This is a genomic window from Novosphingobium sp. BW1, from assembly GCF_008107685.1.
Classification (GTDB): Bacteria; Pseudomonadota; Alphaproteobacteria; order Sphingomonadales; family Sphingomonadaceae; genus Novosphingobium.
In genome coordinates, this window is record NZ_VIRF01000128.1 from 1 (window position 1) to 17,352 (window position 17,352).

Here is a 17,352-nt window from a genome sequence, read left to right on the forward strand (position 1 = left end):
GCTTCCGCTCCGCTACAGCCGCTTCCCCGCTGCCGATAAGGCCCAGCCTCAACCCGAGGCTTTTTGTTTGAACCAACTGGCCCGTTTTTAAACCGGTGGCTGGCCCCTTTTTATACCGGCGTTGACACGCGGTTTTCTCGCCCTCGCTCGGGACGCCGGTGATCGGCGTGCCGTGCCGCTGGAGTTCGTAGCCGTCATCGACAGGACTGATCGTAAGCTCGCCGTGTCCGAGATAGGCTGCGATCAGCTTGTTGATTACCCCGGCGGCGGGGCCGTGCGTCCTTATCTGCTGGCGGAGCTCGCGCGCCTTCTCCCGCAGCGCCGCAGCACTTTCGGTCTCCACCTTCAGCTTGTCCTTCGCGTCATTGAGTTCCTTTGCCGTCTTCGCGTAGTCGTCGCGGCAGTCGACGATGAAGTGTCGCCGTATTGAGGTCTCGGCGGCTTCCTTATGCTTCGCGAAATCGGTGACCGCCTGGTTGTGGGCCGAGATGGCTTCGTTTACGGTCGCGATGCCCGCAGTAATCCGCTCCGCAGTGGCGAGGACATCCGCTTCTGCTGCAACGTCCTTCATATCGGCGGGCGTCGCTGGACGCTCCAGCTTGGCGGAAAGCACAGTCTGCAGCGTGCCTAGCTGCTTCGCGAGAAGGCGCACGTCCTTCAACACATTCACCCGGACGTCCCTGAAACCGGCCCGCAGCTCCGTCGCCAGATCGTCCAGGGCGGGTATCTGGGCGCCCATTTGAGTCGAGGATTCGATTAGATCGCTGAGCCGCTCGGCAGTCTTGTTTAGACGTGCGACAAACTGGTCGACCCTGTCGTCGAGGGCCGCGGCGAGGAGCTCTCGGCGCTCGGCCGAAATCGCGTTACCGCACAGAAGGCAGTCGGTGATCCCATGAGCTTCGTGGTACTCATGCCCGTGCTTCAGCCAAAGCAGTATATCGGGATACTGCTGCACCTCGTCGAGTGCCACTGTCGCCAGTGACTGGCCGCAGACGTCGGCGATGAAGCGGTAGGCCGTCTCAATGGTCGCTTTGTCGAAAGACATCGTTTCGAGGCGCGGCATCGGCTCCTCAAGCCGGCGGGTGTCCTCGACCGCCTTCAGTTCGTCATCCGTGAGTGCGGGCCGATCATCATCCTTCCAAGTGTCATAGTCCTTTGCGAGAGCCGGCGCCTCGTACTTGCGGCTGCCAAGATGCAGGCGGGATGCAACAGACTTAGCGCGCTCCCTCTTGTAGTTGGCGAATGTCTTCTCCGCAGCCTTTTCTGTCGCGGATGCGGCTTCCCTCTTCGCATCCACTTTGACGATTTCGCTTTCGACCTTAGTCAGTTCATTGGCGGCTTCAGCCTGCTCAGCGCCAATGTAGAAGACAGGGTTTGCACGCCCTGCAGCCCATTGCAGATTCTGCTCAATGTAGTCTGAGTTAAAGACAAGCAGCCGCTGCTCGAGGCCGATGGGATTGGTCGGGCATCCGAACTCCGAGCCATCGTCCAGCGCTACCTCGAATGTCCCGCCCGTGGGAAGCTTGGGGTGCGGTCGGCCGGCCTCAAGGCTCGCGAAAAGGCGCGACAGCGTGCTCTTCCCCGACCCGTTGAATCCGTAGACGAGGTTGTAGCGGCGGAATTGGAGGGAAGGCGAACGTGCGCCGCGGTCGGCATATATCCCCATTCGCTGCAGCGATTTGATATTCGTTATGATCCCCATCACTGGAGTTCAGGCGGTGACATGGTCGTTGTCAACTTCTCAATTTGCAAGTCCGACGTACAGGCAGCGCGCGCCTCGCTGGGTAACTCTTTGCCGATCAGTCACGAAAATAGCGTCCAATCGCGGTAATCAGCCGTCCGCACGATGAACGACAGCTCTTGGGATGATCGGCGAGCCATCTGAACGGCCGCCATGGACCGAATTGCCGTCACCACAGTTTCGTCGATCTAAGCGCTGGGAACGTCGTCTTTCTTTGGTCAGTTGTTTTCAAGCCGACATCCGGGAAAATCCCACACCCAGTCTTTCAGCTGCCGTCGCAGCTGCTAATGACAAAGATATTCTGCTTGCAAAAAGGTTCTCCAGCACGCAAAATGTGTCCCAGCAGCTTTTGGGGAAACTACATAAGCTGTTGAAACCAAGCCACTTTATGGGCAGCACTGGTGCGTACGGTGCATTACAAAACGGCCACGGCCGTGAGTGCTTTCTTGCGCAGCGATTTCTCGCTGCGTCGCCACGTCCCGGAAGGGGCGCGGCTCCCCCGAAGGGGGCCTTGTCCTTTCGCCGGTGGGACACCGGCAGGCTGATCATGGTGCCGCAAAGAGAAACCTTTGATTTCATGATGACCTCGCGGGGCCAGGGATTGCAGGCCGCCTTCGGGCGGCCGACAAAGGGGGCGGCGGGCAGACCATCGAAGGACCGATGGAAATGCCCAAGAAGACCGACCGCGAACGCCTCGCCGACCTCGAAGCGCGCCAGCACATGATGGCCCAAGAGGTGGAAAAGACCCGCCGCGCCTTGCGCCGCAAATACGCCGAGATCGTCACCGACCTGCCCGTCGAGGACCTCACCGAACGGGAATTTCGAGACCTGCTTGCCGCTGCGATCCGGTGTGGCGGCGCAGCTGCCTTGAGCGCCCTTCGTGCTCTTCCGGAGGTGAGCACTTCGCCCCAGTCTGGTGCTCCCACGAACTCCAAGTCATCCCGCAGGGATGGCCCAGCGACGAGCATGGCGTAGCCACGCGCAGGAGGCCGGAGCCACACTCGTGGCTCCGCATCGGCCCCGTGACGGGCGCGAAGCCGAGAGGCTTCGGGTCCCTGAGCGGGGGCGATATCCACGCTGGCAAAAAAGAGCGACCGGCCGAGCCGAAGCCCGACCGGTCCCCTTCCTTGCCGCCTACGCCGCGTCCCGATTGGTGCGCTGGTCCTTCAGCGCGAAGAAGCGAGCGGGGATCCGCTTCGCCCTCACCTCGCGCGCGAGATGGGACTGCAGCCCGGAGCCTTCGCAGACGATCGCTTCAACCGGACGCAAGCCCAGGAGCTGCTCGTTGCGGGCAAACCCCGCCCGCTTGCCGAGGCGCCTGTCCAGGGTGAATGCGATGAGCATCGTGCCGCTGCGCGCCGCCCAGGCCGCCGCGATGGCATCGCAGCCCTTGTCCTGCGCAGTAGTTGCCAGCACCATGTTCGGCACTCGCGCCTTCACCGCATCGAGCACGTCGGTGAGGAGTTCGTGATCCTCCCAGGACTGCCCTCCCGAGAAGATCACCACCGGGCCTTGCGGAGCATGCGCCTCGGCCTTGCGCATCCGCCGCGCGGCGAGGAAATCCTGCGCGGCAATGACCGACGCGGTGCGTTTGGAGGAGACCAGCGAGCCCCGCGCCGACGACCATGGCCGTCCGCTTTCGGCAAGGTAAGTTGCCGCCGCGTGATCGCGCATGCAGGCCACCGCCTCACGTGCTTCGTCCAGCGACTGGCAGAGCACCTGCGCTTCCTCAAGTTCACTCATCAGCACCTCGCTGCCGTCGGCATCGCCGGCGAGATCGCGTACCTTCATCGCGGCCCGGTCGGCTTCGCCATCGAGCTGTTCGGCCACCTTGTGGAAGGAGTTGACGATCCCCCAGGCCAGGCGCGGCGCGAGGCTTTCGATGCGCGTGTCGCGCAGCACATCGAAGAGCGTGGCGACCAGCATTTCGGTGGCAAGCTGGGCCTGCATAGCGTCCGGCATGTCGCAGGTCAGTTCGTCTTCGGCGACGCCCATCCGGCTCGCATCGAGGCCGGTTTCGAAGGCGGTAGAGAAGCCGTCGGCCGAAGCCAGGGTTTCCGCGACGATAAGATCGGCGATTTCTGAAAAGTCGCGAATGGTGCGCTTGGTGTTCATCGTAGCCTCCTTGAATTCAGGAAAAGAGGCTTCCCCTCCTGCACGGGCTGCGAGTGCCGGGGTCAAGGACCGGGCGCAGCCCGGCCGCGAAGCGGGCGACGGAGGAACCGATTTGCGCAGCAAATTGGAGGGGCCGTCGATCCTTGAGGCCGGGGCTGACCCCGTGCCAGACTTGGACTTGTTGGAAGAGAGAATAATACACAACGCCTGCCCCATACGCCCGAGCCCCGACATGGGCTCGATGCCCATGACAGGGCTTTTGTGCAGCAGTTGAGTAGGAGTGCTACGGCGGGATTCGCGGCAGGTAGCGCTCCCCGGCAGCACAAAAATGGGCTGGCGCGCGGGGAATGCGGCCAGCCCGAATTGTCCTGCTCCGTCGCGCGGACCAATCCTGTCCGCGCTGTCCTCGTCACGCCCGTGGTAGTGCGCGATCGCCCGGATCGGGCGGAATGTAGTGCTCGAAAGGGTTCCCATTGCAGAGATGTCCTAACGGGGTCATTACGTAATCGCCTTCGTCGCGGCCCACGGCCGTGACGACGTAGCGAGGAACACCGGTCTGGGCATCGGTGCACTCCAGAAGCGCAAGATTGCCATCGGCAGCGGCGCGAAGCAGCGTTTGGAAATTGCGGCGATAGGGTTCGGGAATTGCCATGCGAACCTCCTGTCCTGGAAATATGATGGGGCGGGCCAAAGGCCCTGCCCCGGATGATCAGGCCGGCTTCACGCCCGCATACGCGGGACTGCGGTGTCAGCGATCTGGTCGGCCTTGCGGAAGGCATGGATCGGGACATTGGCCTCGCGCAGGACCTGATAGAGGTTCGCCTGCAGGCCCGATCCTTCGCACAGCAGCGCCTCGACCGGCCTCAGTTCGGCCAGCTTGCGGTTTCGGGTAAAGGCCGTCTTGCGCCCCGAACCGTAGAGCCCGTAGGCGACCAGCGGTACGCTGTTTTCCGGGCGCGCGGCCCAGGCCGCTGCGATCGCATCGGCGCCCTTGCGCTGTCCGGTCGTCACCAGCGTCATGTGCGGCACGCGTGCCTTGATCTCATCGAGCCGCGCCCAGAGCGTCTCCCAGTCGTGCCATTGGGCCGGCCCCGAGAACACGACCACAGGTCCCTTCGGACTGTGCTTTTCGCGCGTGGCGAGTTCGCGGGCGCGCAGGAAATCGAGGGCGGCAATCTGGCTGGCGGACGAGGCCGACGATGCCTTGCTGCCGCGTGCCGGGGACCAAGGCCAGCCCGACTGCACGCGGTACATTTCAGCGGCATAGTCTCGCATGCATTCGATCGCGGCGCGCTGCTCGGCGACCGACTGGCAAAGCAGTTGCTTCTCTTCGAGATCGCCGTTGTAAACCTCGCTCATGTCGGGATGGCGCGCCAGATCACCCAGTTCGAGGGCAATGGCGTCCTCACGGCGTTCCAGTTTTCCGGCAACGAAGTGGAAGCTGTTCACGAAACCCCAGGCGATTTCCGGGGCGAGCGGTTCGAGCCGGGTGCCGGCAAACAGGTCGAAGATCGCGGCGATCACACCGCCGCATTCGGCCTGCGCTGCGAAGGGCTCAGGCATGTCGTGTTCGCCCGGCTCCTCGCCCGGCTGGGTGATGGACACGGCAAGTGGATCGCCGAACGCCGCCTGAAATTCCGGGGTGGCGGTCATCTCGGCATAGAGGGTCTTGAGGTCGGCGAAGCGATCGACGCTGCGCGTGTGCGGGGTGTTGGTCATGGCGAGGCCTTTCACATCTCGGGATCTGGACAAGAAAAGGCCGGAGGCGCTCATTGCGCCCCCGGCCTTCGCAAGGTGCTGTTCGTAAGGGATCAGAACAGCGGTTCGTCGCCCTCATCGGCGCCGGCACCCATCAGCGCGCCATCGGCTCCTGCAGTGCTGTCGCCGAAGCCTTCCTGCCCACGCTCATCGTAAGAGCGCTGCATGCTGCCGAAGCCGCCGGCGAACTCGGACCGCATGGTCTCGCGCCGCCAGGCGATGGTGTAACCGCCCTCCTCGGTCGGGAAGAGCGCAACGGGCAGCGGTTCGGGAAGGCCCGGATCATCGACCGATCCGGCAAGGAAGGCTTCCCCGGTCTTCTTCGAGAAGGCCTCCCACAGCGCGCCGATCTGGACCCAGCGCCGGGCGACATTAAGCGCCAGGATCTCGTAAGCGGGCGCACGGTCGCTCATGCTTTCGACCTTGCGCAAACCGATACGCGGCAGGTCGATGGTGCGGGTAGCGATGGCTCCGGTGAGGCGGCCATTGACGCTGCGAACTTCTCCAATGTTCATGATCTTCACTCCTTGATGATGTCGCTCTCGAACCATTTCTTCGCGACACCTTCTTCGAACCTCCTCTCCTCTGTATCCCGCCCTCGCGGCCTCACCCTTGCGTGGCCGGGCGCAACACCCTCGCCTCCCGCGGCACGCCGTCCGTCAATCTGGGTGGACTGGCCGGCTCCTCATTTCAGGGGTATTTATGGGCGATGGACTCGGAAACGCTTCGCGCCGTGGCGGACCTTGCCCGCAAGCGCGCAGCGCGCGGGTGTTCAGGCGCGCATAGCGACAGCATGATGCGGCTGGGCGCGGCGCGTGCCCTCACCCAGCTTGCTGTGGATCTCGAAGTTTCCGCAGCCGAACTTGAGCGCATCCCCGGTTCGCGGCGAGGCGGAACTGATCAGCGGCCCGGGGATAAAAGGGCGATCCGTTAGCGGTCAGGATTTCCGCACCTTTGTTTGCAGTCGCACGGTATGCGCGAGGGGTTCAGGCTGAAGCTGAAGCGATCCAGGTCAACGTGAGGCGGTCTGGTCCGGTCATCTGGCCCTCGGCGACGACCTGTTGGTCATGGAATGAGGCAAGATCGTCCTCGGAAACGAGGAAGATCAATTCCCCATCGCCCGTTTCGAGAACGGCGCTGCGGCCGTTGAGACGCAGCAAGCCCGTGAGACGGCGATACGTGGGATAGTGCGACGCCATCAAACCATGGCTTTCGAGCGCAGCGCACCCTGCGCGCCAATGCGAGCGCGGAGCCTCCCGCGGAAGATTCGGAAGAATGCCATACGCCCCCTGTCCGGCGATCTTACGCAATGATCAAGACTGAAGATACTGCCAGAGCATATCCTGGTGTTTCCGCGTCGCGGCGCAGAAGATGGCTGTAACTGGACGAAAGGAGCGCGCCGATATCGCGGATGATGACGGCAATGGTTTGGCCAAGGTCTGCTTCCGCCGCAGGCGAAAACTGCAGATCCATCAACTGTTCGTAGCGCCGGCGGCGATGCCTGCGATCCGTTTGCGCGCGTTCGCGAATACCTGTTCGGCGCAAATGCCGGGGCCGCTGCTGGCACCCTGCTCGATCTCCGCGCGAAGCGCATCGAGCCGCGCCTGACGTATTGCGTCCTGCTCCTTGAGCAAGCCAGAGCTATCGCTGGCGGTTCGACGATAGGGTCGGCGGCCCGTTCCATCTGTTTTCAACGAATGGCGACCACTTCAACACCGACCTTTTCGGCAACTGCACTCCACTGCCGATCCGATGTCCAGGCCGGCACATTCTCAATCGAAGCCAGAGCCAGACAGAAGCGGTCGCCCAGGGACAGTCCGACGTCAGCAGTCAAGGCGCGCAGGTGCCCCGCAAGCCGCGCGGTATCGGGATCAGCCGGAACAAGGGAGATTGGCAAGGGATGCAGCATGTCATCCACTTCGTGTGAAGGCATGCCGTTGTGAATGAAGTGGCTGACGACTTCCGCGTAGTTGACCACGCTCATGCGCGCATCGCCAAGCGCTTCGGCCACCTTGTCACCGCCCGGTTCCTCCCGGAGCATGGCCAAGAGCCCCGACGCATCGAGAATAAATGCGCTCATACCCCGCTGTCTTCACGCCGGTTCGCGAGAAACGCATCGACCGAGGCATCAGGCCGGTCAGCGGTATATTTCCGGGCAAGCGCCCTCGCATGCGCGACCGACTGGGCGACAGTTCGCAGGATCACGCCGTCAGGGGTTTCCTCGACGATCAGCGAGCCGCCTCCCGCAAGGCCAAGCCGCTTGCGGATATCAGCGGGCAAGCTCAGCCTCCCGCTGGGTGTTATTGAAATCTGGATTGTCATAGCGCAGGCCCATATGGCTAATGATCAAAATCGTGACATGAATGATAATATATGCCACAGCGTGCACCTCTTGTCATGCGCCGAAGATCAAAGCTCGGCACGATAACGATTGACGGCAGGAGGTGAGGCGAGTGGCCAGTCCCTTCATGCGACAAGCGCGAGAACGATTTCATCGTTGCCAGGCGCCAGGCAGCTTGTGCGGATAGGCTGAAACGGATTGCCGGTGGCGACGATAAACTGGCGCATGCCCGTTTGGCGGCGCGCGCACAGGGCAACATTATAAGCGCGATCGAAGCTCGTGAGTTCTGCTCGGCGCGGCGATAGCGTGCAGCCGGAGTCGGCATTGCGCATGGAGCTTCTCCAATCCAGGGTTCCCGGCGATCATCAGTGTCGTCCGAGCGGGCCGATCGTCACCCGCTCGCGCCATTCTCCAGATCGTGCAATGCGCCATCACCGCAGTGGTAGCCTCCACTGTGTGTGGCGGCCACCGCTTTGTTCAGGCGCTTCTCATTCCCGCCTCACCGGCGAAGAACAGTTCCACGCTTCCTTCTTCGGCCAGAATCGGCACATTCCGACCGGCGGGAATGAGCCACGCGATCTTCTCGGAGACGATGTCCCGTGGCATCACAAGAATCATGAAGAACACCAGCAGCTTCATCTGGCCCGGCCTATTTCAGTCTGCCCTCCAGGCGCATGATCAGCTCCATTCGCTCGTGCAGGATTGCAACGATGAGCGCCGGTTCGGCCGCGCGCGGCAGACAGAAAATATAGTGATGTTCGCAGTGGACCATCCGGAGCCCTGGGTAGAGCTCCCCCATCTCCTTGAAAACGCCGTCCCCGGTCGCAATGCGAACAATGCCTTGTTCAAGCTTGGCGAGATAGGAGCGAACCTGAGCGTTCCCCCATTGCTTGCGCGTATGACGAATGATCGAGCGCAAGTCGTCTTCGGCTGCCGCCGTCAGAACATAGGGGGCAGTCAATCCTAGCGATCCTCACCAAGCTCTTCGTCCACTATCGCGCCAACACTCTTACCTGAAACGCAGCCCGCCAGGCCTTGGTCGATTCGCTCGCCCAGAAGCGCTTTCAGTTCAGCCCAAGCTTGATCGGTGCCAGCATCGGCGGGGAAAAGCCGTTCGATCGCATATTGCCGGATCGTCTTGCCCTGCAAGGCGGCCAGGGCCTTCAGGCTCTGGTGCTGCTGCTCAGAGATGTCGATGGTGAGCCGACTCATGGTGAACCTCGCAAGTTTCTACAAACCTACATTTACAGAAATGTGGGCCTGTTGTCATGCATGCCGACCAAGGCTGGAATGACTTCTCGGTCCGCGCTGCGCCTCGCGCTTCTGGGAAACGCAGCACCCGGGTCACCATGGAAACACCGGCAGGCCATCGATGACGTCGGCATCACAGTCGAACAACAGATAGTCGCATCCCAGATCCCGGGCGAACCGCATGGCCGCCAGCAGCTCCAGGGGAACCTTCCGGCAGTAGGGCTCGGGGATCTCGCGGCTGGCCACGAACCAGCCTTCATGGGTCGATGCGACAGCCAAGGGCCGAAGCGAGCGATCAAGCGCGGCCCAGGCATCGAGCCGCTCGGCTGTACCCAGGCACACATGGGATGTGCTGAGCACGAGGTAGCGCCCCAATTCCACAGGCACCTCCAACGGTAATGAAAATCGAGACGTGCCGGCCGATGCAAAAATCGCACGGCCGGCACGTGGCGGTTCAATTGACCTTTTCGAGGATCTTGCGCGCCTTGCCCTCGATCTCGAGCCGGGCGTCCTGGTTGGTCTTGCTGCGCGCGTGGGCGGTGATCCCTTGGACGAAGTCATAGAGGCTCTCGGGCGGACGGCCTTCCTCGGCGAGCACGCTGGCAATGATCTTGCCGGTCTCGGCCTTGGAGAAGCCACGCTTCCTCAGGAAGTCTTCGCGGTCCTCGTCCTTGCGGGCGACGATGCGCTCGCGCGCATGCTTGATCCCGTCGACAAAGCTCCTGGGCGAGGAGTCCGCGAAGTGCGCCAGGGCGGGCGCAGCTTCATGCGCGAAACGGTTGGCGGCGAACTTCGAGTGGCGGATGCTTATTTCTTCGAAATTTTCCACGCCCCACAGCGTCCTGTTCTGGCAGACCGCCCTCAAAAAGAAGGTTGCGATTCCCAGAGTTTTGGCGCCCACTTCGGAGTTCCACGCATAGAAGCCGCGGAAGAAGAGATCGGGCTCGCCGTTAGGGAGCTTGCCGGCCTCGATCGGATGCGTGTCATCGACCAGGAACAGGAAGACGTCGCGGTCGGAGGCATAGAGCGTCGTCGTCTCGCTGCTCACATCGACATGGGGATTGTAGACCATCGAGCCCCAGTCGAGCACACCCGGCACCTTCCATCGCGTATCGCCCACACCGTCACCGGCAATGCGCATGACCGCGCTCACGAGTTCGTGATCCCAGATGCGGCCATAGTCGGGGCCGGTTACCGCCCGCAGTTCGGTGCGGCCAGTATCGGTCTGGAGAAGCTTCACCTGCTCGCCGCGATGGGAGAGTAATCCGTGCTGCATGTTGATGCCAGCAAGGGCTGCCGGAAGCGTGCGCAAATAGGAAGCAGGCGCCCCCACCAGGCTCGCGAGCTGTCCGAAGGACCAGTTGGTCGGCGCGATCGGCGTGTCCTCACCCGGCGTGATCAGCGCGAGCATTTCCGGGTCCTCGCTGCGCGCCCCGACACGCACCTGCCTGCTTTCGACAATCCGCGTCGTTGCTTGGTCGGCTCGGCGGCGCACGCTGGCATGCAAGTCTGTGAGCGAGAGATAGCGTTCGTCGTCGGGGCGCGAAAACCATTCGGAGGATACGCGCGAGATGTTCTGGCCGCGCGAGATGTCGACGCGGTATCCAGTGTTTACAGGCGCGTCGGAGGGTTGCTCGATGATGCGGGCGAGAGTGGTCATGATGGTGCTCCTCGAAGATGAAAAAGGTCAAAAAGCCTGAAGCGTCGCCACCCCCAGGCTCATCCTCTTCATCCCCCTTTCCTTTCGTCACATGGCAGTTGACCCCGCCCCGTCGGGGCCGGCGATCAGCGGTTGCCATTCGTAAAGCAGGTGAGCATCCGGATCGTGTTCATTCCCGATCGCGATCCGCACCAGGCGTCCATCGCAGGCGAAATTACTGGCGCGCGGGAAGTCGCAGTAACTGCGCCCTTCGAACACGAAATCCTTGGACCGAACCTCGATCACCTTGCGCGCCGCGCCCAGTGCGCGATGGTTGAAGGGCGCGTGCAGCAGAGTGAGGGTATCGCCGGGTCTGAGGCGCTTCCTGAAGCTGGCGAGCGAAACCAGATTGTCGACCGGATTGGCCTTCCCGCGCCGGGCAGCGAGCGCTGCCCAGTAGGCCTGCCCGATGGCAATTTCCGCATAGAACGAGCAGCTCCAGTAATCTTGGAGCGGGTTGGTGCGGCAAAAGCCGAAGCGCTCGATCTGATCGCGTACCACCGTGATGAATGTCTCTTGCGCCTCGCGCGTGGACAGATCGCCGGGAGCATCGAGAACTTCGGCCGTAATCTTGCGGCCACCGGTAAATCGCTCGCTGCGAAGGACGAAGCAGATTTCAGGGAAATGGCTCGCGAGGTGCGTCTCGATCCGGTTGCACAATGTGCCCATGTGCTCGGAGGGACGATAAAGATCGCCCTTGTAATGGAAATTACCCCGCTCGTCGTAGGGTGTCTCGCTGTAGAGGCGCGCAGGCGCCTCCACCGGTGTGGTGGATAGCATCATCGTATCCTTCCGTTGGGGGGAGTGTCAGCCGCGGCCCGCGGCAACCCAGGCCCAGTAGCCGAGCCGGGGTCGCCATCGGCAACTTCGGCCTGCCAGTCGGCGAGAGGGTAATCGGGATCCTCGCTCCAGCCATTGCGGCTTTCGGCGGCGGAGGCCGCATGGGATTTTTGCGACAGCATGTCACTCAGCATCGCGCCCGTCGTCTTGAACGCGATGCCGCCCGCAGAGATCGCGCAGGCCCCGCCCCCGAATTCCCCCAGCTTGGGGCGAGAACAGGTGCAGGCCCATTCGAACCCGATGGGTGCCTGGCGCAGGGTATCCTGGCAACAATGCCGTATCAGCTGCGCGAGTGCATCCGGCTGGAAGTCGGTCGTCGAGTACAAGATGACGGTCGATACTTCCGGATGATCACACGCATTCCCGGCTTCGAATTCCACGCCGAAGTCCGGAAAATCCGGATCGGGAAAGATTGCAAGAAACCCGCTCCACGGATCGTCCGGTTTGACCGGCGGAAACACGGCCAAAAACTCGGGCGACGGATCGCTGGGCGTATCTTCGGCCATGAAGGCATAACTTGCCTCGAAGGCCTCCTCGATCAACGCCAGTTCGGCATGTGTGCAGTTGAAAGAGAAACTGCCCTGGACATAAGAGTCAGCCATTGTCCGTCGCCCCCATCACGCCGATTTCTGCAGACCACTCGCGATGGCGATCGGCGGCGGCTGAAATTCCGCGAGTTCGGACCACGCCTCGATCGCCTCCATGGTCCCGAGCGCGCGGATCATGCTGAGGGCAAGGACGATTTCCTCGTTCTCGGTCATGTCGAACTGCGCGGGCGAGCCGGTGCCGGTAAAGACCACGCGTTCGGGGCCAAACACGCCGCTACAACTCCCGGAATTGCGCACAAACGCGATGCCATGGTCTTCGCAGAACTGCTCGGTCCACTCGAACATGCCGCCGGGCTGGGCATAGGCGAAGGCCGCGAGGGTCTCGCCGGAGCGCAGCGATGCAGGATCGAGTGGCTCGCCTTCCCAGTCGGCGCGCCCTCCGTCGCGTTCAATCGCGGCGAACAGGCCAGAAATACACGAATGAGAAATCACGCCGCCAATGCGGATCGACGCACTTGTCCGGTCAGCCATCTGGGTTCTCCATGTTTCAGGTTCTGGAATGTGCGCCCGGCCAATCGGGCGCACCAAATCTCCCCCACTCCCTTCACGGGCCTGGGCATGATGGTACGGGTGGCGAAGCCAGGTCAGCCTCGTGCTATCGCCGAGAGCACCTCTTCCGCACGATCAAGGGGCACGAACAGACGCGTCGTGTACTGGATGACCTCGGTGAAGCAGCCGCGCGCCTTCAGCCAATCCCGATCGCCGGAGGCCGCCCCGCGCAGTTCCAGGCGGCGGCTGTTGTTGACGAAGACCGAGGCCAGGCGAACCCCTTCGAGTCCAGGGACGGGAACACCGCTATCGCTGCGCGCGGCGGCAATCAGTTCGCCCGTCGTCAAGCGCACCGATGCCCTAAGGCCAAACTCGGCCTGAAGCTTCTCGACGGCTGCCGGCATGACGATCCGGCCGAGCAGCGCCTCGCCATTCCTGTCGATAATCCGCCGGACCCGCACATCGTCCGCTGGGAGCTTGTGCCAGACCGGCAGCAGGAGGCCGGTTGCAAGGCTGACGGTCTCGACATTCAGATGGGCCGAAGCTGCTGCCACCTCGGCCACCCAAAGAGCGCGGAAAGCATCCTGCTCGATCGCTTGCCAGTGCGTGCTCTCCAGGCCTTGCGCGGCTATTCGTTCGCTGCCCGTGGGGCGGACCAGCTGGCACATGGGCACCGGACGGCCGTCTTCATCGGTAATCGACCAGGAGGGAACCCGCAGCGCCACCTTGCCCGAGCGGCCATTCCGCAGCCAGGCAATGCCTTCGTTGCCTTCCCACATGCGCGTGAGGCGCGCCCATGAGGTGATGCGCGGCTTGGTGTGAAGTTCGAGGCGCAGCAGGCGTGTCTGCGCGCCGGTGACGGGATCGGTACGCAGGACCTTCTCGCCAAGCGGCATGATATGCTCGGCAACAATGGTTTCGACCCCGAGATCGAGCGTGCCAGCCTCGCGCGCCGCATCGATGCGAGCCTGGATGAGCCCGCCGTATTCCTCGAAAATGGCATTCTGCGCCGCGATCCTGAGTGCCAGGATGCGATTGAGCCAGCGCTGGATAGGCGGCAGGCGTTCGAGCAGTACGCCGCTATCTTCCTCGACCAGCTTGAGACCGGTGAGTGACGTAAAGTCTGCGAGGGTCGTGCTGGTCAGCTTGCCGGCGTGCAGCAAGTGATACCACTGGGTCAGGGCCTCGCGGGCATAGGTACTTTCGAGGTTGTCGGCCGGATCGAAGAGGTTCTGCCCGCCAGTCTGGCGCTGACCGCGTGTCAGTGCCCCCAGACTGTCGAGCCGCCGTGCGATGGTGCTGATGAAGCGCCGCTCGCCCTTGCAATCCGTCGTGACAGGTCGGAAGACCGGTGCGCTGGCCTGATTGGTGCGATGGGTTCGTCCCAAGCCCTGGATGGCGCTTGCCGCCTTCCAGCCCGGCTCGAGCAGGAAGTGGATGCGGCGTTTCCCGGCGCTGCCGCAGCCCATGTCCGCATGGTAGGAGCGCCCCGTCCCGCCAGCATCGGAAAAGGCCAGGATTGCCTTGCGCCCAGCCATGAAGGCATCGCTGTCCGCCTTGCGCGCACCGGGACTACGCGATTCCAGTTTTTGGTTGCCGTGCGGATCGAGGACGATGCGTTTGGTCCGGCCTGTGACTTCAGCGACCACGTCGCTGCCGAAGTGGGCGATCAGCGCGTCGAGCGCGGCGGGAATGGGCGGCATGCCGCAAAGCTGCTCGATCAGGTCATCACGCGCCGCCAGGGCTTCGCGGCAGGGCACCGGCGCGCCCTGATCATCGACCATCAGTTCGGAACGCGCGGTGCCATCGCTGGCCGTGAACACCCGCATTTGCCGGGTGGGAAAGGCATTGCGAAGATAGTCAATGAGGCCGTCCCTGGGCGATACATCTACGGCGAGATGCGCGCGTTCCTGTACGGACAGGCCCGACAGCCGCCGCTCTAGGACGGCCTCGCCGGTCGTCACCAGCTGCACGACGGCGGCATGGCCGGCCGCCACTTCGCTTTCGATCGCTGGGATCAGGCTCGGCATCTTCATCGACAGGAGCACCTGGCCGAAGAAGCGCTGTTTGGCGCTTTCGAAGCGGGAGAGCGCGGATCCCTTGGCCTGCGAATTCAGCATATCGCCCGACATCCGATCGACGACGCCAGTGGCTTTCAGCGCCTCGGCGAGGTGCTGATGTATAATTCCCCAGGCGTCCGCGTAAGCATCGTAGATCGCGATCTGGTCCGGCGTCAGTTTGTGTTCGAGAGCCTCGTACTCGACGCCGGCAAAGCTGAGAGCCCGGGCGGTATAAAGCCCCATGGCCTTCAGATCGCGCGCGACGATTTCCATGGCGGCAATGCCGCCATCTTCCATCGCCGCCATGAACCCGGCCCGGTCGCGAAAGGCCGTGCCCGGCCCCCACAGCCCGAGGCGCGCTGCGTAGCACAGGTTCGCCGGATCGGTAGCGCCTGTGGCCGAAACATAGAGCACCCGCGCGCGCGGCAGCGCATGCTGCAAGCGGACGCCAGCCAGTCCCTGCTCGGAGCCCCTGGCCGCGCCGAACTCGGTCTCGGTTCCCGCGGCATTGGCCATGGCATGTGCCTCGTCGAACACCAGCATGCCTTCAAAGTCGTCGCCCAGCCAGGTGCGGATTTGCTGGAGGCGAGAGGCCTCATCGTGCCGCGACGAGCGCAGCGTCGCGTAAGTCAGGAACAGGATGCCGCTCGCCATCGCAATCGGCCCGCCCAGCGGGAAGGCATCGAGCGGCTGGATGTCGATGGGAAGTCCGCCGAGCGCTGCCCAGTCGCGGCGAGCATCCTCGATGAGACCCGAGGCCAGCGAAATCCACACGGCTTTCCGGCGTCCCCGGTTCCACTGGTCGAGGATCGAGGCGGCCACTTCGCGCCCCTTGCCGACACCAGTGCCGTCGCCAATGAAATACCCGGTGCGATAGACATACCCTTCTGCGGCATCGGCCAGTTGATCGCCCGCTTCGTTGGGAACGAAGGTGCCATGCAGATCACGCTCGAAGGCTTCGCCGGCCTGGATCACGGTTTCGAGCTGGGCATCGGAAAGCGCAGCAAGGGCACGTGCCTGCAGCATGGGGCGATAGGTGGGCGCCGGAGGCAGGACCGAGGCCATGGCCAGGGATTCCACGAGCTGATCGGGATGCGCGGGAGCGCCCGGGATTGCGATGCGGGAGAGCCGCCAGGGCACATAGATGCCGACGGGATCGCCCGCTGGCAGCGGCGTCTCGCGGACAGTGTATTCGATCGGCTTTGCTACATCGTCGACGCGCGGGTCCCGCTGGGGCAAGGTGCGGCGCGGCAATGCAAGCCCCGAGAACAAGGGTGACGTGGCAGGCCGCGCTGCGACACGCACCGGCGGTTGCGGCAGTGCCGCCGCAGGTGGCGGTGTCGGCGAGGGATCGAGCCGGGGCGGCAGCGCCAGAATGACTGGCAGGGCCTCTTCCAGCGAATGGACTATGTGGCGCTCCACCGGCCCCGCCCCGCCCTTGTCGTAAACAAGCAGGCGCACCGCGATGCTGGTACCATGTTTGGCGAAAGGACTTCCCAGGATCGTCAGTTCCGCGCGCGGCGGCGCGGCCTCGGCAACCGCCGTGTAGCCCGCTGGTGCGCTGCCGTCACAGGCGAACCCCGGCGGCATGATCGCGACGCAGCGCCCGCCAGGACGGAGCCGCAGCAGCGCCGAACGCAGATGGCGCGCGCCGGCGTGCCGATCGGCGCCGCGACCCTCGCTACGGCTGAAGGGCGGATTGATCAGGACGACGTCGGGAGTGAGGCTACTGGGCAGCTTGTCGTGGATGAACTCGGCATCGTGGATGGTGACCTCGCGGTCCAACGCCCTGCCCAGCAATGTAGCTCGGCCGGGATCGCGTTCGTTGAGCAGCAGCCGCGCACCGGCCTGTGCCGGATGGACGGCGAGCATTCCGGTCCCCGCAGACGGTTCGAGCACAAGGTCAGACGGGACAATCCGCGCGGCTTTGGCAGCAAGCCAGGACAGCGCCAGCGGGGTGCTGAACTGCTGTAAATCGATCTGGGTCTCGGACCGATAGGTCTGTGTCGGCAGGCTCTTCTGCAACGCGAGAAGCGCGGCAAACATGGCACGGGGATCGTCACCATGCAGCGGGTTGCAGTCGTTGCTTTGCAGCAGCATGACCTGTGCGGTCTCAAGCGCATCGTAGGCATCGCGCATCGACCAGGCGCCATCAGCATCCGATGCGCCAAACGTCTCCGCCATCAGCTGCGTGAGGTTTTGGCGGGTTACCGGTTGAGAACGCGACAGCCTGCCGGCCACCGCCCTGGCAACGACAAGCAGCTTGTCAGCCTTGGTGACACCGGCGGCGTCATCGGCACCGTCGGCGATTTTGAAAAGTGGGAGATTCATGGAGGTGATCCTTGAATAGTTTGGGCGGCACTTGCGCCGCCTCGCCCATCCCTCCTTCCCTCTCGGTCCGCGTGGGCCGGACGCAAGGAAACCGGGCCGCGACGAGGTCGTCGCGGCCC

General features: G+C 63.4%; 21 protein-coding genes. 1 reads left to right on the forward strand and 20 read right to left on the reverse strand.

What is annotated here, in order from left to right; translation table 11 throughout:
* Positions 1-1,702: AAA family ATPase (locus FMM79_RS20565; RefSeq protein WP_148629377.1), on the reverse strand; the 1,702-nt coding region annotated here is incomplete at its 3' end.
* 705 nt (positions 1,703-2,407) lie between these two features.
* Between FMM79_RS20565 and FMM79_RS20570 the strand changes: the two genes are divergently transcribed.
* Positions 2,408-2,716 carry a hypothetical protein gene (locus FMM79_RS20570; protein ID WP_240339339.1) on the forward strand — a complete coding sequence of 103 codons (309 nt, stop codon included), beginning with the start codon at positions 2,408-2,410 and terminating at the stop codon, positions 2,714-2,716.
* A gap of 159 nt (positions 2,717-2,875) precedes the next feature.
* Here the strand turns inward: FMM79_RS20570 and FMM79_RS20575 are convergent, their stop codons facing one another.
* From FMM79_RS20575 to FMM79_RS20660, 19 genes are all read right to left on the reverse strand, one after another.
* Complete coding sequence (locus FMM79_RS20575; RefSeq protein ID WP_148629379.1) at positions 2,876-3,856, reverse strand: DUF2493 domain-containing protein; 981 nt, start codon at positions 3,854-3,856, stop codon at positions 2,876-2,878.
* Between the two features lie 409 nt (positions 3,857-4,265).
* The gene (locus FMM79_RS20580; protein ID WP_148629380.1) at positions 4,266-4,508 is read right to left on the reverse strand and encodes a DUF6117 family protein; all 243 of its coding nucleotides are present in this window, start codon (positions 4,506-4,508) and stop codon (positions 4,266-4,268) included.
* A 68-nt stretch (positions 4,509-4,576) separates the two neighbouring features.
* Complete coding sequence (locus tag FMM79_RS20585) at positions 4,577-5,575, reverse strand: DUF2493 domain-containing protein (protein WP_148629381.1); 999 nt, start codon at positions 5,573-5,575, stop codon at positions 4,577-4,579.
* A gap of 92 nt (positions 5,576-5,667) precedes the next feature.
* Complete coding sequence (locus FMM79_RS20590) at positions 5,668-6,129, reverse strand: DUF736 domain-containing protein (RefSeq protein ID WP_148629382.1); 462 nt, start codon at positions 6,127-6,129, stop codon at positions 5,668-5,670.
* A 471-nt stretch (positions 6,130-6,600) separates the two neighbouring features.
* Positions 6,601-6,813, reverse strand: a complete 213-nt coding sequence (locus FMM79_RS20600) for a DUF5818 domain-containing protein (RefSeq protein ID WP_148629384.1) — start codon at positions 6,811-6,813, stop codon at positions 6,601-6,603.
* Positions 6,814-6,916: 103 nt separating this feature from the next.
* Positions 6,917-7,087, reverse strand: coding sequence for a hypothetical protein (locus FMM79_RS21295; RefSeq protein ID WP_153269337.1), 171 nt, complete (start codon positions 7,085-7,087; stop codon positions 6,917-6,919).
* Positions 7,087-7,248 (reverse strand): hypothetical protein, encoded by a 162-nt coding sequence (locus FMM79_RS20605; RefSeq protein WP_240339340.1) that lies wholly within the window; start codon positions 7,246-7,248, stop codon positions 7,087-7,089. The genes FMM79_RS21295 and FMM79_RS20605 overlap by 1 nt, the downstream gene beginning before the upstream one ends.
* Positions 7,249-7,304: 56 nt before the next feature.
* A complete protein-coding gene (locus tag FMM79_RS20610; protein WP_148629385.1) occupies positions 7,305-7,694 on the reverse strand; it encodes a PIN domain-containing protein in 390 nt (129 codons plus the stop codon).
* On the reverse strand, positions 7,691-7,936 hold the full coding sequence (locus FMM79_RS20615) for an AbrB/MazE/SpoVT family DNA-binding domain-containing protein (RefSeq protein ID WP_148629386.1): 246 nt from the start codon (positions 7,934-7,936) through the stop codon (positions 7,691-7,693). Before FMM79_RS20615 ends, FMM79_RS20610 begins: the two co-directional genes overlap by 4 nt.
* A gap of 144 nt (positions 7,937-8,080) precedes the next feature.
* Complete coding sequence (locus FMM79_RS20620; RefSeq protein ID WP_148629387.1) at positions 8,081-8,287, reverse strand: hypothetical protein; 207 nt, start codon at positions 8,285-8,287, stop codon at positions 8,081-8,083.
* 145 nt (positions 8,288-8,432) lie between these two features.
* A complete protein-coding gene (locus FMM79_RS21300; RefSeq protein WP_153269338.1) occupies positions 8,433-8,594 on the reverse strand; it encodes a hypothetical protein in 162 nt (53 codons plus the stop codon).
* A 10-nt stretch (positions 8,595-8,604) separates the two neighbouring features.
* Positions 8,605-8,916 carry a type II toxin-antitoxin system RelE/ParE family toxin gene (locus tag FMM79_RS20625; RefSeq protein WP_148629388.1) on the reverse strand — a complete coding sequence of 104 codons (312 nt, stop codon included), beginning with the start codon at positions 8,914-8,916 and terminating at the stop codon, positions 8,605-8,607.
* 2 nt (positions 8,917-8,918) lie between these two features.
* Positions 8,919-9,167 (reverse strand): antitoxin, encoded by a 249-nt coding sequence (locus tag FMM79_RS20630; protein ID WP_148629389.1) that lies wholly within the window; start codon positions 9,165-9,167, stop codon positions 8,919-8,921.
* A gap of 132 nt (positions 9,168-9,299) precedes the next feature.
* A complete protein-coding gene (locus tag FMM79_RS20635; protein ID WP_148629447.1) occupies positions 9,300-9,587 on the reverse strand; it encodes a hypothetical protein in 288 nt (95 codons plus the stop codon).
* Positions 9,588-9,660: 73 nt separating this feature from the next.
* Positions 9,661-10,866 (reverse strand): DUF932 domain-containing protein, encoded by a 1,206-nt coding sequence (locus tag FMM79_RS20640; RefSeq protein ID WP_148629390.1) that lies wholly within the window; start codon positions 10,864-10,866, stop codon positions 9,661-9,663.
* An 87-nt stretch (positions 10,867-10,953) separates the two neighbouring features.
* Entirely contained in the window at positions 10,954-11,685 is a 732-nt protein-coding gene (locus FMM79_RS20645) for a hypothetical protein (RefSeq protein ID WP_148629448.1), read from the reverse strand.
* On the reverse strand, positions 11,685-12,347 hold the full coding sequence (locus tag FMM79_RS20650) for a hypothetical protein (protein ID WP_240339341.1): 663 nt from the start codon (positions 12,345-12,347) through the stop codon (positions 11,685-11,687). Before FMM79_RS20650 ends, FMM79_RS20645 begins: the two co-directional genes overlap by 1 nt.
* Positions 12,348-12,362: 15 nt before the next feature.
* On the reverse strand, positions 12,363-12,824 hold the full coding sequence (locus FMM79_RS20655) for a hypothetical protein (protein ID WP_240339342.1): 462 nt from the start codon (positions 12,822-12,824) through the stop codon (positions 12,363-12,365).
* Positions 12,825-12,937: 113 nt separating this feature from the next.
* On the reverse strand, positions 12,938-17,233 hold the full coding sequence (locus tag FMM79_RS20660) for a strawberry notch-like NTP hydrolase domain-containing protein (protein ID WP_148629391.1): 4,296 nt from the start codon (positions 17,231-17,233) through the stop codon (positions 12,938-12,940).
* Positions 17,234-17,352: the final 119 nt, after the last annotated feature.